At 72.9% G+C, this 21,066-nt stretch carries 19 protein-coding genes; 7 read left to right on the top strand and 12 right to left on the bottom strand.

Annotated features, from left to right (window positions below; all coding sequences use genetic code 11):
• Window positions 1–102 precede the first annotated feature (102 nt).
• Together ACQEVM_RS07065 and ACQEVM_RS07060 are read left to right on the top strand one after the other, a co-directional pair.
• On the top strand, window positions 103–912 hold the full coding sequence (locus tag ACQEVM_RS07065) for a hypothetical protein (RefSeq protein ID WP_433076140.1): 810 nt from the start codon (window positions 103–105) through the stop codon (window positions 910–912).
• The gene (locus ACQEVM_RS07060; protein ID WP_433076138.1) at window positions 909–2,174 is read left to right on the top strand and encodes an ATP-binding protein; all 1,266 of its coding nucleotides are present in this window, start codon (window positions 909–911) and stop codon (window positions 2,172–2,174) included. The genes ACQEVM_RS07065 and ACQEVM_RS07060 overlap by 4 nt, the downstream gene beginning before the upstream one ends.
• Window positions 2,175–2,545: 371 nt before the next feature.
• Here the strand turns inward: ACQEVM_RS07060 and ACQEVM_RS07055 are convergent, their stop codons facing one another.
• Genes ACQEVM_RS07055 through ACQEVM_RS07045 form a run of 3 tightly spaced genes read right to left on the bottom strand, consistent with a single transcriptional unit; the run spans window position 2,546 to window position 4,510 of the window.
• On the bottom strand, window positions 2,546–2,818 hold the full coding sequence (locus ACQEVM_RS07055; protein WP_053676486.1) for a hypothetical protein: 273 nt from the start codon (window positions 2,816–2,818) through the stop codon (window positions 2,546–2,548).
• A 10-nt stretch (window positions 2,819–2,828) separates the two neighbouring features.
• Entirely contained in the window at window positions 2,829–3,542 is a 714-nt protein-coding gene (locus ACQEVM_RS07050) for a TetR/AcrR family transcriptional regulator (RefSeq protein WP_433076136.1), read from the bottom strand.
• A 29-nt stretch (window positions 3,543–3,571) separates the two neighbouring features.
• Window positions 3,572–4,510, bottom strand: coding sequence for an AurF N-oxygenase family protein (locus ACQEVM_RS07045; protein WP_433076134.1), 939 nt, complete (start codon window positions 4,508–4,510; stop codon window positions 3,572–3,574).
• 188 nt (window positions 4,511–4,698) lie between these two features.
• Here ACQEVM_RS07045 and ACQEVM_RS07040 point away from each other — a divergent pair, with 188 nt between their 5' ends.
• Window positions 4,699–5,808 carry a ferritin-like domain-containing protein gene (locus ACQEVM_RS07040; protein WP_433076132.1) on the top strand — a complete coding sequence of 370 codons (1,110 nt, stop codon included), beginning with the start codon at window positions 4,699–4,701 and terminating at the stop codon, window positions 5,806–5,808.
• 34 nt (window positions 5,809–5,842) lie between these two features.
• On the opposite strand, the gene ACQEVM_RS07035 is transcribed toward ACQEVM_RS07040, so the two are convergent.
• Both ACQEVM_RS07035 and ACQEVM_RS07030 read right to left on the bottom strand, forming a co-directional pair.
• Window positions 5,843–7,303, bottom strand: coding sequence for a penicillin-binding transpeptidase domain-containing protein (locus ACQEVM_RS07035; protein ID WP_433076130.1), 1,461 nt, complete (start codon window positions 7,301–7,303; stop codon window positions 5,843–5,845).
• Window positions 7,300–8,673, bottom strand: coding sequence for an FtsW/RodA/SpoVE family cell cycle protein (locus tag ACQEVM_RS07030; protein ID WP_433076128.1), 1,374 nt, complete (start codon window positions 8,671–8,673; stop codon window positions 7,300–7,302). The genes ACQEVM_RS07035 and ACQEVM_RS07030 overlap by 4 nt, the downstream gene beginning before the upstream one ends.
• 104 nt (window positions 8,674–8,777) lie before the next feature.
• On the opposite strand from ACQEVM_RS07030, the gene ACQEVM_RS07025 reads away from it, so the two are divergent.
• The 3 genes from ACQEVM_RS07025 to ACQEVM_RS07015 all read left to right on the top strand — a co-directional run bounded on the left by ACQEVM_RS07025 (window position 8,778) and on the right by ACQEVM_RS07015 (window position 10,909).
• Entirely contained in the window at window positions 8,778–9,170 is a 393-nt protein-coding gene (locus ACQEVM_RS07025; protein ID WP_053676480.1) for a DUF6325 family protein, read from the top strand.
• Window positions 9,170–9,556: a hypothetical protein gene (locus tag ACQEVM_RS07020; protein ID WP_433076126.1), complete on the top strand. Its 387-nt coding sequence runs from the start codon at window positions 9,170–9,172 to the stop codon at window positions 9,554–9,556. The genes ACQEVM_RS07025 and ACQEVM_RS07020 overlap by 1 nt, the downstream gene beginning before the upstream one ends.
• Window positions 9,557–9,727: 171 nt before the next feature.
• Window positions 9,728–10,909, top strand: a complete 1,182-nt coding sequence (locus ACQEVM_RS07015; RefSeq protein ID WP_433076124.1) for an NlpC/P60 family protein — start codon at window positions 9,728–9,730, stop codon at window positions 10,907–10,909.
• On the opposite strand, the gene ACQEVM_RS07010 is transcribed toward ACQEVM_RS07015, so the two are convergent.
• The 5 genes from ACQEVM_RS07010 to ACQEVM_RS06990 are packed head-to-tail and all read right to left on the bottom strand — an operon-like array spanning window position 10,855 to window position 16,816.
• Window positions 10,855–12,120, bottom strand: a complete 1,266-nt coding sequence (locus ACQEVM_RS07010) for a styrene monooxygenase/indole monooxygenase family protein (protein WP_433076122.1) — start codon at window positions 12,118–12,120, stop codon at window positions 10,855–10,857. The two genes, ACQEVM_RS07015 and ACQEVM_RS07010, sit on opposite strands and share 55 nt — an antisense overlap.
• 44 nt (window positions 12,121–12,164) lie before the next feature.
• Window positions 12,165–12,794 carry a GTP-binding protein gene (locus ACQEVM_RS07005; protein ID WP_433076120.1) on the bottom strand — a complete coding sequence of 210 codons (630 nt, stop codon included), beginning with the start codon at window positions 12,792–12,794 and terminating at the stop codon, window positions 12,165–12,167.
• The gene (locus tag ACQEVM_RS07000; protein WP_433076118.1) at window positions 12,775–13,158 is read right to left on the bottom strand and encodes a DUF742 domain-containing protein; all 384 of its coding nucleotides are present in this window, start codon (window positions 13,156–13,158) and stop codon (window positions 12,775–12,777) included. Before ACQEVM_RS07000 ends, ACQEVM_RS07005 begins: the two co-directional genes overlap by 20 nt.
• A complete protein-coding gene (locus ACQEVM_RS06995; RefSeq protein ID WP_433076116.1) occupies window positions 13,155–13,628 on the bottom strand; it encodes a roadblock/LC7 domain-containing protein in 474 nt (157 codons plus the stop codon). The genes ACQEVM_RS07000 and ACQEVM_RS06995 overlap by 4 nt, the downstream gene beginning before the upstream one ends.
• Window positions 13,625–16,816, bottom strand: coding sequence for a nitrate- and nitrite sensing domain-containing protein (locus tag ACQEVM_RS06990; RefSeq protein WP_433076114.1), 3,192 nt, complete (start codon window positions 16,814–16,816; stop codon window positions 13,625–13,627). Before ACQEVM_RS06990 ends, ACQEVM_RS06995 begins: the two co-directional genes overlap by 4 nt.
• A 397-nt stretch (window positions 16,817–17,213) precedes the next feature.
• Between ACQEVM_RS06990 and ACQEVM_RS06985 the strand changes: the two genes are divergently transcribed.
• Entirely contained in the window at window positions 17,214–17,987 is a 774-nt protein-coding gene (locus tag ACQEVM_RS06985) for a hypothetical protein (RefSeq protein ID WP_433076112.1), read from the top strand.
• A gap of 96 nt (window positions 17,988–18,083) precedes the next feature.
• Here the strand turns inward: ACQEVM_RS06985 and ACQEVM_RS06980 are convergent, their stop codons facing one another.
• Together ACQEVM_RS06980 and lon are read right to left on the bottom strand one after the other, a co-directional pair.
• Window positions 18,084–18,530 (bottom strand): MarR family winged helix-turn-helix transcriptional regulator, encoded by a 447-nt coding sequence (locus ACQEVM_RS06980; RefSeq protein WP_053676472.1) that lies wholly within the window; start codon window positions 18,528–18,530, stop codon window positions 18,084–18,086.
• Window positions 18,531–18,653: 123 nt separating this feature from the next.
• A complete protein-coding gene (lon, locus tag ACQEVM_RS06975; protein ID WP_433076110.1) occupies window positions 18,654–21,050 on the bottom strand; it encodes an endopeptidase La in 2,397 nt (798 codons plus the stop codon).
• Window positions 21,051–21,066: the final 16 nt, after the last annotated feature.

Genomic DNA, 21,066 nt, shown 5'->3' with positions numbered 1-21,066 from the left:
GAGTCCACCGGGCGGACACGTGAGCAAAAGGGATGTATCTCTGCATAAGGTGGCTGGAATCCGACCGTCACCGGCCTGCCGCAGAGAGGATGGCCCGCCCCCGTGAGGACGCTCCCCGTACGGACGCGCACCGTTTTGCTGCTGCCCGTCCTGCTGCTCCCGGTCGCGGGCTGCGGCGGCTCCGGCGAACTGGTCGCCGCCGGGCCGACGCCGACGGCGAGCGGGCCCGTGAACCTGTGGCCGGGGCGGCAGGGGGCCGTGGTGCCGCCCGCCGACCCGGGGGGCGCGCCGCCCGAATACGTGCCGGGGCTGCCCCGGGTCGAGGACCAGGACGTGCACGAGGTCGATCCGGTGGCGCTGGTCCAGGCCGAGCTGCGCGCGCACCCGAACGCCGACGTCGGCCCGGACGGGATGCCCCGGGAGACCGCCGACGCGGTTCTGGCGTGCGGGAAGGAACCGACCGGGAAGTGTCCGGTCCTGAGCCCGTACTACCGGGACTTCACCGGGAACGGGAAGGACGAGATCGTCGTCGGGATCGAGTTGCCCGACAAGATGCTGTCCGTACGGGCCTACACGGCGGACCCCGACGGGCGGCTCAACCGGATCATGGCCACCATCGACACCGTGATCGGCGTGGAACTCGCCGGCCGGGACGTGATCCTGCGGGCTCCGAGCGGCAACAACGGCTACGAGCTGATCACCGCCTGGTCCTGGGACGGGAAACAGCGCACCATGCTGCCGACGCGCGAGCAGATCGTCCGGGTGCCGGGGCCGGCGCGCCCGCAGCCTTCGACGGACGCGACCCCGGGGGCGGGTTCGGCGACGGGGACGCGTTCGCGGACGGGGACGGGGACGGATACGACGACGGGCGCGGGTTCGCGGACGGCTGCGGCGGACGGGTCCTCGTCGTGAGGCATCGGTTGCCGGCGTGGACCGCTTCGCTGACCTGGAAGGCGGCCTGCTTCATCGTGATCATGTGCTGCTCGCTGGCGGCGGTGCTGGGCGCGCTGGTGCACGTGGAGGTGACCCGGCAGACGGTCGGGACGGCGCGCGACAAGGCGTTGGAGAGGCTGCGCGACGCTTCCCGCGCGTACGAGGCCGGCGAGGCCCTGCCCCCCGATTCGGGGCTGGACCCGACGGAGCTGCCGCCGTCGCTGCGCGAACTCGCGGTCGGTGGCCGGCAGGGAACGGTCGTGGGCACCCACGACGACCGTCCGACGATGTGGGCGGCGGGCCCCGCGGACGGTCGGGCCCTGGCCACCGCCGTCGACTACAGCCAGAGCGCACGGACCATCAGCGGCCTGGACCACGCGATCATCGGTTCCTCCCTGTTGGCGATCGGAGGAACGCTGCTGGTCGGGGCGTTCGCCGTACGGCGTGTGACCCGGCGGCTGCACCAGACGGCGACGGTCGCCCGGCGGATCACCCAGGGGGACCTCGACGCGCGGGTCGGCGATCCGCGGACGCGGGACCCCGCGCGGCACCAGGACGAGGTGGCGACGGTCGCGGGCGCGCTGGACACGATGGCGGGCAGCCTCCAGGCGAAGCTGATGAGCGAGCAGAGGTTCACGGCGGACGTGGCGCACGAGCTGCGGACGCCGCTGACGGGCTTGCAGGCGGCGTCGGAACTGCTGCCGGAGGGACGGGCGACGGAACTCGTACGGGAGCGGGTCCGTACGATGCGCCAACTCACCGAGGACCTGCTGGAGATCTCCCGACTGGACTCGGACAGCGAGGCCGTGGATACCGACCTGCACCAGCTCGCGCGGCTCGCCGGGAGAGTGGTGCGGGCCTCGGGGACGGACACGGAGGTGGTCGTCGTCCGGGACGCACACGTGGAGACCGACCGGCGGCGGCTGGAACGGGTGCTCGGCAACCTGGTGGCCAACGCCCACAAGCACGGGCGTGCGCCGGTGGTCCTGACGGTGGACGGGCCGGTGGTGACCGTACGGGACCACGGCGACGGCTACCCCGACTACCTGATCGCGCACGGCCCGCAACGCTTCCGGAGCGGGTCGGACTCCCGCTCGGGGAAGGGCAAGGGGCACGGGCTCGGGCTGACCATCGCGGTCGGACAGGCCCGGGCCATCGGGGCGCGGCTGGAGTTCCGGCGCGGAGCGGGGGGTGGGGCGTTGGCCGTGGTCACCCTTCCGTTGCCCTGGCCGGGCGGGTGAGGGTGCCGTGGCCCTGGCCGGGCGGTGCCATGGCCCTGGCCGGGCGGTGCCATGGCCCTGGCCGGGCGGTGCTGCGGCCCTGGCCGGGCGGTGCTGCGGCCTGGCGGGACGGGTGCGACTGCCGGGCGGTGGGGCGGTGCCGTGCGACGTCGATGCTGCCGGCCCCGGCTGCGCCGGGCGCCTCAAACGCCGGCGAGGCTGGAATAGGCCACCGCTGGACCCATCGGAACGAAACGGGGTCCACCCACCCAGGGGCTGAAACAACGCACCGCCGGACGGGTCGCCGCCGGACCGGCTCACCCGGGCGCCTCAAATGCCGGCGGGGCTGAGAGCGGCGGCGGCCGGGCGGAGGCGGCTGGCGCCTCGGCCCGTTACGCGGGGGGTGGGGTCTTGGTCCAGGGCCAGCGGGGTTTGGGCCTGGTGCCCGAGGGGACGAAGGTGTACTTCCAGCCCTTCTGGAGGCCCAGCCGCTTCGAGTAGCCCGCCGGGACGCGCTCGTACAGCAGGACCGTCGGGGCGCCGCCGTCCGGGGCGGGGACCGGGATCTCGTACCACTTGGCGGGGTGCCCCGTCGGGCCGAGGAGGATCGGGAGGGTCCGGCCGTCCATCGGGCCGCCCTCGAAGGGGGTGGGTTGGCTTCTCACCCCTCCAGTGTCACAGCAGGTGGGCGGCCTCGGAGACCACGGGGATCACGCGGCGGGCGAGCACCCCGACCGGTCCGTCCGCGGATTCCAGGGACAGGGCAGTGCGGGCGGCGGCGGCGGTCTCCGGATCGGTGGCGGCGGTCGCCGTGAGCAGGGCGATGAACTGGTCCAGCAGCCAGTCCCGCAGCTCCTGCACGCCGGGCTGCTTGTCCTCGTCGATCCAGATCAGCGAGGCCGCCTCGACGGCGGTGATCCAGGTGCGGACCATCATGCGCAGCCGCGGGCCGGGGTCCGGGGCGCCGAGGTGGACGAGGATCTGTTGGGCGGCGGCCCGGCGGATGCCGTCGACGGTGGCCGTGGTGCGGGAGGTCTCGACCACGCTGCCGCCGTTGAGGAGGGCGGAGAAGCCCGCGTCGTGTTCGTCGACGAAGGCCAGGTAGCGGTCCAGGGCCCGGGACAGCCGCCGGGTGAGGGGGCCGGCCTGGGGTTCGGCGAAGCACTGCTCCAGGAGTTCGGCCGCGGAGCGCAGGGCGGCTTCGTAGAGCTGTTGCTTGCCGCCGGGGAAGTAGCGGTAGACGAGGGGGCGCGAGACACCGGCCGCCTCGGCGACGTCGTCGAGGGAGACCTCCTCGGGTGCCCGGTGCGCGAACAGCGTCAGGGCCGCGTCGAGGAGTTGGGCCCGTCGCTCCTCGACGCTCAGCCTGCGGTACGCGCGTACGGTCATGCCCGCAGGGTAACCCCCGGGGCGGCGCCTCAGGCCAGGAGTCCGGAGCTCTGCCAGAGCCGGCGGCCGACCCCGCGCAGGATTCCTATGTCGTCGAGGAAGTCGGTGAGCCGCTTGGCGCCGGTCTGCATGACCTCGCGCCGGTGGCCGCTCGCCTTGACCTGGGCGACGGCTTCGTGGCGGTCGAGGCCGATGTTGTCGTAGACCTGCGGGTTGACGAAGGCCAGCGAGAAGACGCGGGCGGCCTCGCCGCAGCTGATGCGGGTGAGTTCCTGTTCCCAGCGCGGGGCCGTCAGCATCTGGCGGCGCAGTTCCTCGCGGGCGTAGCGGACGTGCCGGGCCTCTTCGATGACGTGGATGCGGGTGACCCCGCGCACCAGCGGCTGGATGCGCTCGTCCGGGAAGGTGAGCCGTTGCATCCAGTCCAGGATCTCCTCGCCGAGCAGCGTGCAGGCGAAGGAGCCGGGGGTGGTGGAGATCGTCTTGAGGACGCGGGCGAGGTTGTGGTTCGCGCGGGAGACCGGGTACGCGGGGGCTCCGCCCTTTTGGATCATGCGGGCGAACATCATGGAGTGCCGGCATTCGTCGGCGATCTCGGTGAGCGCGTAGCGGACGTGATTGCTGGTCAGCGACTTGTCGTAGATGTGTCGGACGAGCAGCTGCATCAGGATGATCTCGAACCAGATGCCGAGCGAGGCGAGTGCCGCCGCCTCGTGGCGGGACAGCTCGATGCGCTGCTCCTCCCCCATCTTCTTCCACATGGGGGTGTCGTAGAGGGAGAGCAGTTCGGGCGGCCAGTAGTACTTGCCCTCGATCGGCGGGGCGTCCCAGTCGAGTTCCTTGTCGGGGTCGAAGGAGTGCTTGGCCGAGGATTCGAGCAGTCGTTCGGCGATCTGTTCGCGGTCCTTGAGCAGGCCGAGCGCGTCCTGCAGGACCCGGCGATCCGTGCGGTCGGTCGTGGTCGTCATCTCGGGGGCACCTCGCCCGTCGTGTGGGGTCGCCGCCGGGCGGGTCACCGGCGGTCACTGCTTATGAGACTGCTTGTCAGCAAGGGCGTCAATCCCCCGCGCACGACTTGTTGACCCCGTGTCTACCAACGTGTGACGCTGCCAACTGTCCGCTCTTGCACGGAAGTACGTGAGACGAAGGGGCGTCCATGTCGACGCACGAGCTCTACACCACGGCCCCGGGCGAGGCCGTCTGGCAGGTCCCGGCCTCCGGCGCGGCCCGTTTCAGCTGGGAGTACGACGGCGGCCGGGAGCGGCTGCTCGCGCTGTACCAGAAGGGCAAGGACAAGCAGTGGGACGGCGCCAAGCGCATCGCGTGGGACCTGGAGGTGGACCCGAACGACCCGCTCGGCACCCCCGACGAGGCGTTGACCCTGTACGGCACCCGGCACTGGGCCAAACTCACCGACAAGGACAAGGGCGAGCTGCGCCGGCACTACGCGTCCTGGAACTTCAGCCAGTTCCTGCACGGCGAGCAGGGCGCCATGGTGTGCGCGGCACGCATCGTGGAGTCCGTGCCGGACCTGGACGCGAAGTTCTACTCCGCCACCCAGACCATGGACGAGGCCCGGCACGCGGAGATCTTCGGCCGCTTCCTGCACGAGAAGGTCGGGATGCTCTACCCGGTCAACGACAGCCTCCAGGGGCTGCTCGGGGACACCCTGCGCGACTCCCGCTGGGACATGCCGTACCTGGGGATGCAGGTCCTCATCGAGGGGCTGGCGCTGGCGGCGTTCGGGATGATCCGCGACACGACCGACAAGCCGCTGCCCAAGCAGATCCTCGCGTACGTGATGCAGGACGAGGCGCGTCACGTGGCCTTCGGTCGGATGGCGTTGCGGGACTACTACCGGCAGTTGACGGACGCCGAGCTGCGCGAGCGCGAGGAGTTCGTGATCGAGGGCTGTTACCTGATGCGGGACCGGCTGCGCGGGGTGGAGGTGCTGGAGAACTTCGGGATCTCGCGCAGGGAGGCCGAGGAGTTCAGCGAGCAGTCGGAGTTCCTGCACCTCTTCCGGAAGCTGCTGTTCAGCCGGATCGTGCCGTGCGTCAAGGACATCGGACTGTGGGGCGAGCGGCTCCAGAAGGCGTACCTGGACATGGGCGTCTTCGAGATGGGCGACTCCAACCTGGACCTGCTGATGAGCCAGGACGAGGAGATCGCCGAGGCGCTGGACCGCGAGCGGTTCGCCGCCGAGGAACGGGAACGGGTGGCGGAGGTGGCCGACGCCGTCGCGGAGGGCTCCGAGGGCGCGTAGGGCCCGGTTGCCCGCACACCCGGTCGGCCCCCGGCTACGGCTTCTTCAGAGCCGCCTCCATCACCGCCCGCGCGATCGGCGCCGCGGCGCTGTTGCCGCTGATGTCGCGGCGGTTCGCCGCCGCGTCCTCGACCACCACCGCGACGGCCACCGCCGGGAACGGGGCGTCGTCGGCCTTGGCCCAGGAGATGAACCAGGCGTACGGGGTGCCCGCGTTGCCGACGCCGTGCTGCGCGGTGCCCGTCTTGCCGCCGACCGTCGCACCGGGGATCGCCGCGTTGCGGCCCGTGCCGTCCCGCACCACCTTGACCATCAACTCCTGCATCCGCATCGCCGTGCCCGGACTCATGGCGCGGCCCAGGGTGTGCTGGTCCGCCCGCCGGACCGGGTCCCCGTCGTCCTGGGTCGTACGGTCCACCAGGTGCGGGGACTTGAGTTCGCCGCCGTTGGCGACGGCGGCGGCGACCATCGCCATCTGCAACGGGGTGGCCTTCGTGTTGAACTGCCCGATCGAGGACAGGGCCAGCTGGTCCGGGCTCATGTCGGTGTCGAAGTTCGACCGCGACACCCAGGACGGCACCCGCAGCGTGTCGTCGTTGAAACCGAGGCGCTGGGCGGCCCGCACCATCCCCTCCAGGCCGACCCGCACACCGATCTTGGCCATGACCGTGTTGCAGGACCACTGGACCGCCTCCGCCATCGAGGCGTCGACGCAACCGGTGCCCGCGTTGGGCAGCAGGGTGCTCGTGCCGGGCAGCGGATAGGGGTCGGGGGTCTCGGTGGGCGCGTCCACGTCGGTGACCACCCCCGCCTCCAGGGCGGCCGCCGCGGTCACGATCTTGAAGGTGGAGCCGGGCGGGTACGTCTCGCGCAGCGCCCGGTTGAGCATCGGCTTGGCGGGGTCCGCGTTCAGCCGCTCCCAGGCCGCCTTGACCCGTGTGCCGGTGCCGGACAGCACGGCCGGGTCGTAGGAGGGGCTGCTGACCAGGGCGAGGATCCTGCCGGTGGCCGGCTCCAGGGCCGCGACCGCGCCGCGCTTGCCGGCCAGCCCGGCGTACGCGGCGCTCTGCAGGGCGGCCCGGACGGTGGTCGCGACGTTCCCGCCGGCCGGACGGCCTCGGGCCAGGTCGTACCAGAGCGGGAAGGCCGAGAGTCCCGGGTCGGTGCCCGAGAGGAGGGCGTCCTCGGCGCGCTCCACGAAGCTGGTCCCGTAGGTCTGGGAGGAGAAGCCGGTGACGGGGGCGTAGAGCGGGCCGTTGACGTACGTCCTCTCGTGGCGCAGCAGTTGGCCGCTGTCGCGGGAGCCGGTGACGGGTCGGCCGTCGACCAGGAGGTCCCCGCGCGGCTCGGCGTACCGCGCGATGGCGGGGCGCTTGTTGGCCGGGTTGGCGCCGTAGGCGGCGGACTCCCAGATTTGCACCCGGGCCACGTTGCACAACAGGGCGACGATCAGCGCCGCGCAGAAGTACCCGCACCAGCGGATGTACCGGATCATTCGGCGACCTCCGGTTCCATGGCCTGGGGTCGGCGCGCGCAGTCGCCGAGTCGGATCAGCAGGGCGACGATGATCCAGTTGGTGACGACGGAGGAGCCGCCCTGGGCCAGGAAGGGCATGGCCATGCCGGTGAGCGGGATCAGCCCGGTGACCCCGCCCGCGATGACGAACACCTGGAGCGCGAGGATCGAGGCGAGTCCGGTGGCGAGCAGCCGTCCGAAGGGGTCGCGCAGCGCGAGTCCGGTGCGAAAGCCCCGGTCCACGAGGAGCCCGTAGAGGACCAGGATCGCGGCCAGGCCGACCAGCCCCAGCTCCTCGCCGGCGGTGGCCAGGATGAAGTCGGACTTGGCGGCGAACCCGATGAGGAAGGACTGGCCGTGGCCGAGGCCGGCGCCGAGGAGCCCGCCGGCGCCGAAGGCGAAGAGGGACTGGGCGAGCTGGCCGGGGCCCTCGCCCCGGTCGATGGAGGCGAAGGGAGTCATCCAATCGTCCACCCGGCTGTGCACGTGGGGCTCGAACGTCGCGACCGCGTAGGCCCCCACGGCGGCGAGCAGCAGCCCGATCGCGATCCAGCCGATCCGGCCGGTGGCCGTGAAGAGCATGATCACGAAGAGGCCGAAGAAGAGCAGGGAGGTGCCGAGGTCCCGTTCCAGGATCAGCACCCCGACGCTGAGCAGCCAGATCGTGAGGATCGGCCCGAGAACCCGGCCGGGAAGCAGCTTGAGCTTCCAGAAGAGCCGCCGGCCGCCGAGGGCGAGGGCGGTGCGGTTCGCGGCGAGGTAGGAGGCGAAGAAGACGGCGAGCAGGATCTTGGCGAACTCCCCCGGCTGAAAGGAGAGGCCGGCGAGGCGGATCCAGATGTGGGCCCCGTTGACGGCCGGGAAGAAGACGGGCACCAGCATCAGCACGAGGGCGACGGCGACGGACAGGTACGCGTACCGCTGGAGCACCCGGTGGTCGCGCAGCACCCCGACGACGAGCACGAACAGCACGACTCCCAGGGCGGACCAGCGCAGTTGCTCCCCCGCGGTGAGGTGGTGGGGGGTGGTCAGGTCGAGCCGTTGGATGAGGACGAGGCCGAGGCCGTTGAGCAGGAACGCGATCGGCAGTACGAGCGGATCGGCGTGGGGGGCGCCGAAGCGGACGGCGAGGTGGGCGAGGAGGGCCGCGCCGAAGAGTCCCGCCGCGTAGTGCGAGGAGCCCTCGGGGAGCCGGCCGGTGGACGCGTGGCCGACGTGGAGGTGACCGAGTACGGAGATCAGGACTGCCCCGATGAGCAGCGCGAGCTCGACGCCGCGACGCTTGGTGGCGCGGTCGCCGCGGGGTGGGGGCGGGGTGGGCTCCGCAACCTTCGCCGTCAGTGCGGTCATACGGGGAAACGTAGCAAGGGCGCGGGGCGTATGTCCGTTTATGTCATAGAGTGCCGAAGAGTCGTCACAAACGGTCGGACCATCGGAATCGGGAGTCTCGCCCCATGGGTCCTGTGGAGTTCATCGTCCTGGCCTTTCCGGAGGAACAGTTGCGGGTCCCGGCCGTCGAGGCCGTGATGGGGCTCCGCAAGGCCGGGGTGGTACGGCTGATCGACGGTCTCGTGGCCACGCGGACGGCGTCCGGGGAGGTCATGGCGTCCGAGTTCGACGAGTTCGTGGAGCTGGCGGGCCTGCTGGCGCATCGGGAGGCGACCCGGCTGATCGGCCCGGAGGACGTCCGCGAGGCGGCGGAGCTGCTGGAACTCGGCAGTTGCGCGCTCCTGCTGGTCGTCGAGCACGTGTGGGCCGAGGACGCGGCCGTCGCGGTACGGGCGGCGGGCGGGCGGATCGTCGGGTCGGTCCGGATCCCGGCCGAGCGGGTGGGGGTGGTGGCCTGATGTTCATCAGACCCGTGGCGGCGGCGCCGGCCCGGGCCGACCGGCCGCCGGGCCGACCGCTGCTCCGCGGCCTCCTGGCGCGGGCCTCGGGCACCCCGGACCCCGGTCGGAACGCCGCACGGCCCCCGAACCCCGTCCCGCCGGCCGCGCGGTACGCGGACCGGTACCAGGACCCGGACCCGGATCAATACCAGGACCAGGACCCGGACACGGAAGTCGACGCCCACGCCGGCACCGACGCCTCGGCGGGACCGGCCCCGCACGGGTCGACCGGTCCGGGCGAGGGGCTCGTGCGGGAGCTGGCGCAACTGGCCGCCCTCGCCCGCGAGGGGCTGCTGACCCCGCAGGAGTTCAGTGCGGCCAAGGCCCGCCTGCTGGGTCCCTGACGGGCCGCGCCCCGGGGCCTCGGGCTCGGGCTCGGGCTCGGGGCGCGAACCGGATGTGGGCCAACGGGTTTCGCGTGGGGCCGGACGGGTGGCCGGGACCTCGCCGCCGGCCCCGCGTGGAGGATTCGTCATACCGGGCGTGGCAGCATCGGCCGCCCCGGAGGTGATTACATGACAATTCGACTGCTCCGTGTCGCCTGTGTGGCCGCCGCCTTCCTCATGACGGCCGGTCCCCCGCCCCTCGCCCACGCCGAACCGCTGCCGGCCGCCCCGGCCGCGGAGCCCGTCGGCGTCCTGCTCACCCGCCTCCAAGGCCTGTACCAGAAGGCCGAACAGGCCGCCGAGGCCTACAACTCCACCGAGGTCGCCCTCAAGTCCCGCCAGGACGAGGAACACCGCTCCACCGCCGGGCTCTCCCATGCCAGGGCCGCGCTGCAGACCGAGCGGGCCGTCGTCGGCCGGCTGGCCCGGGAGCAGTACCAGGGGTCGCGCGCCGGCGTCCCCCCGTACGTCCGCATGCTGCTCCTCGGGGACTTCCAGAACGCGGCCGACCAACGCCGGCTCGCCGCGCGCGAGGGGGCCCGGACGGCGGGTGTACTGGCCCGGCTGGAGCGGGGCGAACAGCGGGCCGGGGCGCTGGCCGGCGCGGCCCGCAAGGCCCTCGACGCCCAGCGGGCGCTGACCGCCGAACAGAAGAAGCAGCGGGACGAGGTGACGGGCCGGCTCAAGGAGGTCGAGCGGCTGTTGGCCTCGCTGAGCGCGGAACAACTGGCGCAGCTCGACGGCCGCGAGGCCGCGGACACCGCCGAGGCGCAACGGGAGCTGGTGGATTCGGGCCGGCTCGGTACCCCGGGGGCCGTGAGCGCCCGTACGCCGACGGCCGCCGGCGGGGAGGCCCTCACGTACGCGGCCGCGCAGATCGGGAAGCCGTACGTCTGGGGCGCGGAGGGGCCGGGGTCCTTCGACTGCTCCGGGCTGACCTCCCGGGCCTGGGAGCACGCCGGGCGGGCGATCCCCCGGACCAGCCAGGACCAGTGGGCCCGGCTGCCCCGGGTCCCCCTGGACCGGCTCCGGCCGGGGGACCTGGTGGTGTACTTCCCCACCGCCACGCACGTGGCCCTGTACATCGGTGACGGCAAGGTGATCCAGGCACCCCGACCGGGAGCCACCGTCAAGGTGTCGCCGATCGCCGCGAATCCGGTCCTCGGGGCCGTCCGGCCGGACGCGGCAGGGGCGCCCCTCGCCTCGTACACCCCGCCGCGACTGCCCGGGTCGGCCGCGGCGGGGGATGACACCGGCTATTCGGCGGAGGAGGCTCCCGCGGCCACGGTGGCCGTGACCTCGGCCAGGTAGTCGGCCGCGTCCTCGGGGTCGTAGAAGTACGCGTCGAAGTCGGCCGGGTTGTCGAAGCCGTTGGCGAATCGATCCGCCACCGGCTGGAGCTGCCCGGCCGCACCGATCAGGTTCAGCACGTGCTCCGGCGGGACCCCCAGCATGGCGTTGGTCCACTGGGTGACCGGCTTGCCTGTCGTGAACCAGAACTTGTCGAACGTGGCCTTCATCCACGCCTCGTCGAACGGCTTGTCGCCGTGCATGAGGATCGACGAGAGGTACGAGGCCGCGCACTTGGCCGCCGAGTTGGAGCCCTGCCCGGTGATCGGGTCGTTCGCCACGACCACGTCCGCCACGCCCAGCACCAGCCCGCCGCCGGGCAGCCGGCCGATCGGGTTGCGGACCACCGGCGCGTACCGGCCGGCGAGGGTCGCGCCCGCGTCGGTCAGCTCCACCTTCGTGGCCCGCGCGTGCTCCCACGGCGTGAACTTCTCCATCAGCTCAAGGGCCAGCGCCAGGTGCGCGGAGGGGTCCGTCGTGCCCTTGAACGCGTCGATCGGGCCGCCCGGGACGCCTTCCCAGAACAGGATGTCCGCGCGGCCCGACGTGGTGAGGGTCGGCATGACGAACAGCTCGCCGACGCCCGGCACCAGGTTGCAGCGCACGGCCTCCGTCTCCGGGTGCTCGGGGCGGGGCCCCAGGCCGTGCACGTAGCTGACCGCGAGCGCGCGCTGCGGGGCGTCGTACGGGGAACGCGCCGCGTCCCGCCCGAACATCGACACCAGCTCGCCCTTGCCGGCGGCGACCAGGACCAGGTCGTAGGCGCGGGAGAAGTAGTCCAGGTCGGCGACGGACGCCCCGTGCACGACCAACTGCCCGCCGCGCTGCACGAAGGTGTCCAGCCAGCCGGCCATCTTCACGCGCTGGTCGACGGACTGCGCGTCCCCCTTGAGCCGGCCGAGCCAGTCGACGGCCCGGCCGCCGTCCGGGGCGGCGACCGAGACGCCCAGCCCCTTGATCCTGGGCGCCTGCCGCGACCAGAAGTCGAGCTGGAGGTCCCGCTCGTGCTGGAGCGCCGTGTCGAACATGCACTGCGTGGACATGACCCGTCCGGTGCGGATCTCGTCCGCCGTCCGGTTGGACATCAGGGTGACCTCGTACTCCTTGGACTGGAGTCCGAGGGCGAGCTGAAGACCGGACTGACCGGCTCCCACGACGAGTATCTTGCGCATCACGTTCTCGATTCGGGTCTGTCAGGCCGCCTGACCTGGTGGATCTATTCGGGAGTGGCGTCGAGGGCGTGACCCACGAGGGCCAGCAGCGATTCGACGACGGTCGCCCGCCGCCGGGCGTCCATGATCACCACGGGGACGTGGGGCGGGACGGTGAGCGCCTCGCGCACGTCCTCCTCCGCGTAGGAGGCGGAGCCCTCGAAGTGGTTGACGGCGACGGCGTACGGCAGGCCACAGCTCTCGAAGTAGTCGAGGGCCGGGAAGGCGTCGCGCAGCCGGCGGGTGTCGGCCAGCACCAGGCCGCCGATGGCCCCGCGCACCAGGTCGTCCCACATGAACCAGAACCGTTCCTGGCCCGGGGTGCCGTACACGTACAGGACGAGGTCGTCGGCGAGCGTGACGCGGCCGAAGTCCATCGCGACGGTGGTGGTGCTCTTGTCCGGGGTCCCGGACAGGTCGTCGGTGGGCTCACTGGCCTGCGTCATCACCGCCTCGGTGCGCAGCGGGGTGATCTCGGAGAGGGAGGACACGAACGTGGTCTTGCCGACGCCGAATCCACCCGCGACCAGCACCTTGACGGCCACGGGCGCGCGCGAGCGGTCGTACTGCCAGGACTGGGCGGGCTCGTCGTCAGGGGGGACGTCGATGTGACGGTCAGAGACGGCGAAGACCACTGAGCACCCTTTCGAGCAGTGCGCGTTCGGGACGGCCGGTGCCGTGTCCCGTGCCGTAGACGCGTATCCGGCCCTGGTCGGCGAGGTCGCTGACCAGGACCCGGACCACACCGAGCGGCAGTTTCAGGAGCGCCGCTATCTCGGCGATCGTCCGCATGCGGCGACACACCTCGACTATGGTGGGCATCTCGGGCATCCGGTCGGGCGTGACGACGGGACCGCTGTCGAGGGCGGCGACGAAGGTCTCCACCAGCAGGACCTGCGTGAACCGGGTCCGGCCGCCCGTCAGCGAGTACGGGCGGACGCGGGCGGGGCGGCGGTCGGCGCCGCGTATCGGCAGCCGGTCGGAAGCCGGACTCCTCACGGGGTGCTCTCCATCGACTGGCGCAGCTCGCTGCGGACTTCGGGGGTCAGTACGTGGCCGGCGCGGCCGACGAACAGGGCCATGTGGTAGGCCACGACGCTCATGTCGCAGTCGGGCGTGGCGTGCACGCCGAGCAGTGAGCCGTCGCTGATGACCATGACGAAGACGGAACCGTGCTCCATCGCCACCATGGTCTGTTTCACGGAGCCGCCGTCCATGAGGGAGGCGGCGCCCGTGGTCAGGCTGCCGAGCCCGGACACGATGGTGGCGAGGTCGGCCGAGGCCCCTCGGGGGCCCTTGGGCCGGTCCTGCGGGGACTGCGCCGGCGGCTCGGAGGAGAGCAGCAGGAGCCCGTCCGAGGAGACGACGGCGACGGAGTTGACGCCGGGGACCTCCTTGACCAGGTCGGTCAGCAGCCACTGCAGGTTGCGGGCCTGGGTGCTCAGTCCGTACGTACTGGGCGCGGTCATGTGCGTGCCTCCTGTGCGGTGTCCCCCTGGTCGGTCTGTCGCCGGTCCTGCCCGCGGTCCTGTGCGAGCTCGGCCTCGACGACACGTCTGCCGTCCTGGGTCCCCTGGTAGAACCCGCCGAGCCTGCGGCGCAGTTCGTCGGCGTCCACCCGGCGCGGTTCGGGCCGCGCGTCGGCGGGGCGACCTCCGGTGGCCACGTTGCGCGGGGTCCGCTTGGGGAGTCCCTTGTCGGTCAGGACGTCTTCAGGGTGGCCGGCCTGGCGCGGGACCCAGTGGTCCTCGGCGTCGGCCCGCCGGTGCGGATCGGGCGCCGCGGCGGCGGACCGCACGGGCAGTCCCGGTGCCGCGTCGGGCCGTGTCCGGCGGGGCAGGCCCTGGGCGGGGTCCGCGTCGCCCGGTGCCGCGGCCTCGGGGTCGGGGTCGGGCACCGTGAAGGCCTGCTCGGCCGGGGCCGTCCGGGCGTCCGGGGTCACGAAGGCCTCTGCGTCGGCCTCCGACACCACCCGGGCGAGGAGTTCCTCGTCGGCGGAGAGCACGGGCTGCGGATCCGGGACGGCTGCCGGGGCGTCGCTCGCGTGGCCGGCCTCGTTCGCGGCGTCGTCCGTACTCTCGCCCGCGGCCTCGTCCGTGGCGTCGCCCGGGTCGCTCGGCCCGTCCGGGGCGGCGCTCGCGGCCGGCGCGGCCGGCTCTTCGGCGGACGCCGGTTCCTGCGGCGCCCACGCGGGGACGGTGCCCGCCCGGTCGGCGGTCGCAAGCGGCTCGGAGTCCGCACGGGCCTCGAACTCGGCTTGGACCTCGGCCTCGAACGCGGCGTCGAACGCGGCCTCGGTCTCGGCGAGCGGTTCGGCCTCCGGGTCCGAGAGCGGTCCCGGAACGGGGTCCGTCCCCTTGCCGGACCCGGCGTCCACGGCCGCGTCTACTGCCGCGTCCGCCGTCACGTCCGTGTCCACGACCGGGTCGCCGAACGCGGCGGCCAGGTCGGCGGCGATCCCCGGATCCCCGGCCGGTTCGGCCGCCGGTTCGTGCGCGGGCTCGGCCGCGGCCTCCACGACCGGGTCCGCCGCCGGAGGCGTCCGCTGGGACATCAGGGTGTTCTCGTTCGCCTCGGCGACGGCCCCGGGCAGGCGCAGCCCGGACGCGCCGGGCGTGGCCAGGGAGTGCAGCGGCGAGGCGGGCGGCGTGGTCGGCAGCAGCGTCGCCGGGACGACCACGAGGGCCTCGGTCCCGCCGTGCCGGGGCGCCCGCAGTTCGGCGGTGACGCCGTGCCGGGCGGCGAGCCGGCCGGCCACGTACAGCCCGAGGCCCAGGCCGTGCTCGGCCTCGGGTTCCTCGTCGTACGCCTCGGGGGTGGCCAGTCGGGCGTTGAGGGACGCCATCCGGTCCTCGGTGACGCCGATGCCCTCGTCCAGTACGGACAGCACCACTTCGCCGGTGTCCAGCAGCCGGCCGGACACCTTCACCTTGACGTCCGGCGGCGAGAAGGTCGTCGCGTTCTCCAGCAGTTCCGCGAGCACGTGCGAGATGTCGTCGGCGGCGTGCCCGGCGACCTGCGTGTACGAGGGCATCGCCGCGAGGTCGACGCGCTCGTACCGCTCGATCTCGCTGACGGCGGCCCGCATGACGTCGACCAGCGGCACCGGCAGGGCCTGTCCGTGGCCGTGTTCCTGGCCGGCGAGGACCAGCAGGTTCTCGTTGTGACGGCGCATCACCGTCGCGAGGTGGTCGAGCTTGAACAGGGTCGCGAGCCGGTCCGGGTCCTGCTCCTCGGACTCCAGCTCCTCGATGACCGCCAGTTGGCGCTCCACGAGACCCAGGGTGCGCAGGGACAGGGACACCGACGTCGTCGACATGACGCGGCGGTGCTCTTCGAGCCCGGCCCGCAGCTGCCTGAGTTCGGCGTCCAGGGCCTCGCGGCCGGAGGTCAGTGCCTCGTTGCGGCCGATGAGGCGGCGCCGGTCGGCGTCGAGTCCGGCGATCCGGGTGTGCAGGGAGACCGTCTGGTCCCGTACCGCGTTCAGGTGGCGGACGACCTCGGCGAACTCGTCGTTGCGGCCGGTGAAGCGCACCGGCTCGACGGAGCCCTCCGGGGTGGCCAATCGCTGGGCGCCCCGGCGGAGCACCGAGAGCGGCCGGGTCAGGGAGCGGGCGACGGCCGTCGAGAAGCCGACCACGAACAGGAACAACACGCCCACGAAGGCGATCAGCAGTTCGAGACGGGTCACGTCGTCGTCGCGCAGGGTCGCGAGGGCGGTGGCCCGTCGGCTCGCCAGCGTGGATTCGACCGACTGCATCCGGTCGACGCGGGCGGTGAGCGCGGCGCCCACGGCGGCGCGGTCGACCTTGCGGTCGGTCGAGTTCAGGGTCGGTCGGTCGGTGAGCCGCTTGAGGTACTCGTCGGCGGTCTTGACCTCGGGTCCGGTGACGGTGGCGGCGAGCGTCTCCCGTACGTCCGGTCGCGCGGTCCGCGAGAAGTCGTCGAGGGCGGCCTGTTCCCGGACCCGGGAGCGCTGGGCGGCGACGGTGAGTTCGTCGACGGGCGCCAGGCTCACGGCCTGCTCGGAGCGCGGGACGGCCAGGGCCGCGAGCAACAGGCCGCGGGTGGCGCCGGCCTGTTCCACGGCCTGTCCGAGGGGGGCCAGCGGCCGGGTGGTGACCAGCGCGGCCTCCGCGCGGGGCGGGGTCAGTTCGACGAGCCGGTCGCCCGGTGCCATGAGGTCCGCGATGACGCCGGCGTAGGCCTGGTGCGCGTCGAGGGCGCCGCCCTTGCCGTCGAGCGCCTCGCTGCGGACGGCCCCGATCCGGCCGAGGGCGACGGACAGGTCCTCGTCGGCCTCCGCACGGACCTCTTCGAGCTGCCGGTCCGTGCGCGCGGTGCGCTCCTGGACGGCGCTCTTGCCGGAGGCGGGGCGTCCCTTGGCGACGTACTCGATGACGGCGTCGCGTTCGTCGCCGATCAGGTGCGCCAGGGTGAGGGCCGCCCGGGTCTGCTCGGCGAGCGTGACCAGCCTTTGGGAGTCGTTCAGTTCTCTCGTCGCGGAGACGACGGCGGGCGCGCCGGCAACCAGGACCGTGAGGCCGGCGACGGCCACACCGATCACCAGCCTGCGGCGCACGCGGACGCGACGTCCTGCGATGGCGGGGCCGTCGGCGCTGGCGGTGCCGTTCTTCCGAGACCGCTTCTTCTGCACCGGTGCTCGCAATCCTGTACGTGTGCTCGTGCTCGTCTACTCGTGTGGCCGAGGTAACGGCCGGTCAACAAGTAAACGCTCCCTGCCCCCTCGTACCGCCTCAGACCATTGCAGTGTGTTGGGAAGAGAGCCGTACATCGCCCACCCGGCCACTCGAAGGAGTGAACATCAAGGAACAGTTGGCGACCAACTCGGGCGGCGTCCGTCAGGGTCCGACCGTGGACGGGTGGTTGAAAGATGGCTGCGCGCTTTGGCAAGATGCGCGCCCGCACCGCCGGGCCGGCCCGGTACCGCCCGCCACACGCCCCACCCGCCGGTACGGACCTTCCTCGGGCCGGGGTTCGGCGCGCGACCGCCCGGAGCGGCCCGCCGACACCCCCACAGGCAGAATGTCCGTATGCGCATCGACCTGGCGACGGCTCCCGGGAACCCGGAACGCCCCAATGAGGACTGGCTGTCGGCCGCGATGCCCACGTCGGGCGGCGGCGTCGTGGTGGCCCTCGACGGGGTGACCCCACCGCGCGGGGACGACGGGTGCGTGCACGGTGTGCCCTGGTTCGTGGCCCGCCTCGGCGGGCGATTGACCGAACTGTCCGGATCGCGGAAGGACATGCCGCTGGACCGGATCCTGGCGGCGTCCATCGAGAGCACCGCCGAGGCCCACCGGGGCACCTGTGACCTTTCTCACGCACGAACGCCACAGGCGACGGTGGTCGTGGCCCGCTGGGACGGGGCGACCGTGGAACACCTCGTGCTGTCGGACTCCGTCCTGCTGCTCCACACCCGGGGCGGTGGGGTCCGCGCCGTTCTCGACGACCGACTGGACCGGGTGCCGCGCGAGGCGCTGCGCTCGGTGGCCGCCGCGGACGCGCTGCGCAACGTCGAGGGCGGGTTCTTCACGGCCGCGGCCGATCCTGAGGTGGCGGGCCGCGCGGTCACCGGGCGGACCCCGCGCTCCGAGGTGCGGGCCCTGGCCGCCCTCACGGACGGCGCGAGCCGTTGGACGGACACCTTCGGGGAGGGCGACTGGGCGGCCTGCCTGGGAGTGCTCCGCAAGGAGGGCGCGCAGGCGCTGATCGCCCGCGTGCGCGCCCTGGAGCGCGACCCCGCCCGCCCGTCGGGCCGCCACAAACGCCACGACGACGCGTCCGCGGTGTACGCGGAGCTGTGAACGGGGGCCGTGAACGGGGGCCGTGGCACGGGAGCCGTGGCGCGGGACCTGTGACGGGCGCCGGCGACGGCGACGGCGACGGGAACGCGGGTCCGGCTATTCCGAGTCCGCGCCCTGGTTCAACTGGTTGAGCAGTCGAGCGAGTTCCGCGACCTCCCCCCGATCCCAGTCGGCGAGCTTGCGCATGTACTGCTCGCGCCGTGCCCCCCGCACCCGCAGGAACCGCGCCCGCCCCTCCTCCGTGAGCCCGACCAGGAAGGCCCGGCCGTCGGCCGGGTCCGGTTCGCGGGCCACCAGCCCGAGCACCTCCAGGGCCCGCAGCTGACGGCTCATCGTGGCCTTGCCCACCCCGAAGTACGCGGCCAGTTCCGTGGCCCGCTGGCGCCCCGCCGCCTCCAGCCGCACCAGCAGTCCGTACGCGGCCGGCTCCAGCTCCGGGTGAAGTGCGCGGGCCATCTCGCCGGAGGAGGCCCGGGCCCGCCGGAGGAAGACGGACAGCTCCCGCTCCAGGGCAAGGAACTCCTGGTCTTCACTCCCGTGCACGTCCGGCTCCTGTCGATGGTGGTCCCGTCGCGGTGTGTGTCCGCCCGGTCAGTATTTCGCAGCGGGTACGCCGACGGCCCGGGGCCCCGCCGAAGCGGGGCGCCGGGCCGTCCGTGTGCCGGATCAGGCGGCCACCGCGGCCGGGACCTCCGCTCCGGCCAGGGCCAGCTCCAGCACCTGGCGGACATCCGTCACCGGGTGTACCTCCAGCCCCTCCAGCACCTCGGCCGGGACGTCGTCCAGGTCGGCCTCGTTGCGCTTGGGGATGATCACGGTGGTCAGGCCCGCCCGGTGCGCGGCGAGCAGCTTCTGCTTGACCCCGCCGATGGGCAGCACCCGCCCGGTCAGCGAGACCTCGCCGGTCATGGCGACGTCGGTGCGGACCTGGCGGCCCGACAGCAGCGAGGCCAGCGCGGTCGTCATGGTGATGCCCGCGCTCGGTCCGTCCTTGGGGACCGCGCCGGCCGGGAAGTGGATGTGCACGCCCCGGTCCTTCAGGTCGGCGACCGGCAGTTCCAGTTCCGCGCCGTGCGAGCGCAGGAAGCTCAGCGCGATCTGCGCGGACTCCTTCATCACGTCGCCCAGCTGGCCGGTCAGGGTCAGCCCGGCGGCGCCGGTCTCCGGGTCGGCCAGGGAGGCCTCTACGTACAGGACGTCGCCGCCGGCCCCGGTCACGGCGAGGCCGGTGGCCACGCCGGGCACGGCGGTGCGCCGCTCGGCGGGGTCCTGCGCGGACTCCGGGACGTGGTGCGGTCGCCCGATGAGCGCCCGCAGGTCGCCGGCGCCGATGTGGAACGGCAGCTTCCGTTCTTCCAGCTCGTGCTGCGAGGCCACCTTGCGCAGCAGCCGCGCGAGGGAGCGCTCCAGGGTCCGTACGCCCGCCTCTCGGGTGTACTCGCCGGCGAGCCTGCGCAGGGCGTCCTCCTCCAGGACCACCTCGTCGGCGCCGAGACCGGCGCGCTCCAGCTGGCGGGGCAGCAGGTGGTCGCGGGCGATGACGACCTTCTCGTCCTCGGTGTAGCCGTCGAGACGGACCAGCTCCATGCGGTCGGCGAGGGCTTCCGGGATGGCCTCCAGGACGTTGGCGGTGGCCAGGAAGACCACGTCGCTGAGGTCCAGTTCGACCTCCAGGTAGTGGTCCCGGAACGTGTGGTTCTGGGCGGGGTCGAGGACCTCCAGCAGGGCGGCGGCCGGGTCGCCCCGGAAGTCGGAGCCGACCTTGTCGATCTCGTCCAGGAGGACGACCGGGTTCATCGAGCCGGCCTCCTTGATCGCCCGCACGATCCGGCCGGGCAGCGCGCCGACGTAGGTCCGCCGGTGGCCGCGGATCTCGGCCTCGTCCCGTACGCCGCCGAGGGCGACGCGCACGAACTTGCGGCCCATCGCGTGGGCCACGCTCTCGCCGAGGCTGGTCTTTCCCACCCCGGGCGGGCCCACGAGGGCCAGCACGGCCCCGCCGCGCCGCCCGCCGATGACGCCCATGCCGCGCTCGGAGCGCCGCTTGCGGACCGCCAGGTACTCGGTGATGCGGTCCTTCACGTCACTCAGTCCGGCGTGCTCGGCGTCGAGCACGGCCCGGGCGCCGCGGATGTCGTACTCGTCCTCGGTGCGCTCGTTCCAGGGCAGTTCCAGCACGGTGTCGAGCCAGGTGCGGATCCAGGAGCCCTCGGGCGACTGGTCGCTGGAACGCTCCAGCTTCTCGACTTCCTTGAGGGCGGCCTCCCGTACCTTCTCCGGCAGGTCGGCGGCCTCGACGCGGACGCGGTAGTCGTCGGACTCCTCGCCGTCCTTCTCGCCGTTCAGTTCGCGCAGTTCCTTGCGCACCGCCTCCAACTGCCGCCTCAGCAGGAACTCGCGCTGCTGCTTGTCGACGCCGTCCTGGACGTCCTTGGCGATGGACTCGGCGACGTCCTGCTCGGCCAGGTGGTCGCTCAGCGCCTTGACCGCGAGCCGGAGCCGGGCGACGGGGTCGGCCGTCTCCAGCAGTTCCACCTTCTGGGCCAGGGTCAGGAAGGGCGAGTAGCCGGAGTTGTCGGCGAGCGCCGACACCCCCTCGATCTGCTGCACCCGGTCCACGACCTGCCAGGCGCCGCGCTTCTTGAGCCAGCTGGTGGCGAGGGCCTTGTACTCCTTGACGAGCTCGGTGACGGCGCCGGGCAGCGGCTCGGGCACCGACTCCTCGACGGTCTCGCCCTCGACCCAGAGCGCGGCCCCGGGCCCGGTGGTCCCGGCGCCGATGCGGACGCGTCCGCGCCCCCGGATGAGCGCGCCCGGGTCCCCGTCGGAGAGCCGTCCCACCTGCTCGACCGTTCCGAGCACACCGGTGCCCGCGTACTGTCCGTCGATCCGCGGCACGAGCAGCACCCGGGGCTTCCCGCTGCCCGCGGCGGCCTGGGCGGCCTCCACGGCCGCCCGCACGTCGGCGTCGGACAGGTCCAGCGGGACGACCATCCCGGGCAGCACGACCTCGTCGTCGAGCGGCAGTACGGGCAGGGTGAGCGATACGGACGTCGAAGCCATGATCTTCCCTCCGGCA

It is taken from the genome of Streptomyces sp. CA-243310 (genome assembly GCF_050936775.1).
GTDB lineage: Bacteria > Actinomycetota > Actinomycetes > Streptomycetales > Streptomycetaceae > Streptomyces.
This window is presented reverse-complemented; position numbering and strand designations above follow the sequence as displayed.

Excerpts from the sequence above, each read along its gene's own strand:
- ACQEVM_RS07050 (WP_433076136.1), bottom strand. The coding sequence starts at position 3,542 with ATGACCGTACGCGCGTACCGCAGGCTGAGCGTCGAGGAGCGACGGGCC.
- ACQEVM_RS07045 (WP_433076134.1), bottom strand. The coding sequence starts at position 4,510 with ATGACGACCACGACCGACCGCACGGATCGCCGGGTCCTGCAGGACGCG.
- ACQEVM_RS07040 (WP_433076132.1), top strand. The coding sequence starts at position 4,699 with ATGTCGACGCACGAGCTCTACACCACGGCCCCGGGCGAGGCCGTCTGG.
- ACQEVM_RS07035 (WP_433076130.1), bottom strand. The coding sequence starts at position 7,303 with ATGATCCGGTACATCCGCTGGTGCGGGTACTTCTGCGCGGCGCTGATC.
- ACQEVM_RS07030 (WP_433076128.1), bottom strand. The coding sequence starts at position 8,673 with ATGACCGCACTGACGGCGAAGGTTGCGGAGCCCACCCCGCCCCCACCC.
- ACQEVM_RS07025 (WP_053676480.1), top strand. The coding sequence starts at position 8,778 with ATGGGTCCTGTGGAGTTCATCGTCCTGGCCTTTCCGGAGGAACAGTTG.
- ACQEVM_RS07020 (WP_433076126.1), top strand. The coding sequence starts at position 9,170 with ATGTTCATCAGACCCGTGGCGGCGGCGCCGGCCCGGGCCGACCGGCCG.
- ACQEVM_RS07015 (WP_433076124.1), top strand. The coding sequence starts at position 9,728 with ATGACAATTCGACTGCTCCGTGTCGCCTGTGTGGCCGCCGCCTTCCTC.
- ACQEVM_RS07010 (WP_433076122.1), bottom strand. The coding sequence starts at position 12,120 with ATGCGCAAGATACTCGTCGTGGGAGCCGGTCAGTCCGGTCTTCAGCTC.
- ACQEVM_RS06995 (WP_433076116.1), bottom strand. The coding sequence starts at position 13,628 with ATGACCGCGCCCAGTACGTACGGACTGAGCACCCAGGCCCGCAACCTG.
- ACQEVM_RS06985 (WP_433076112.1), top strand. The coding sequence starts at position 17,214 with ATGCGCATCGACCTGGCGACGGCTCCCGGGAACCCGGAACGCCCCAAT.
- lon (WP_433076110.1), bottom strand. The coding sequence starts at position 21,050 with ATGGCTTCGACGTCCGTATCGCTCACCCTGCCCGTACTGCCGCTCGAC.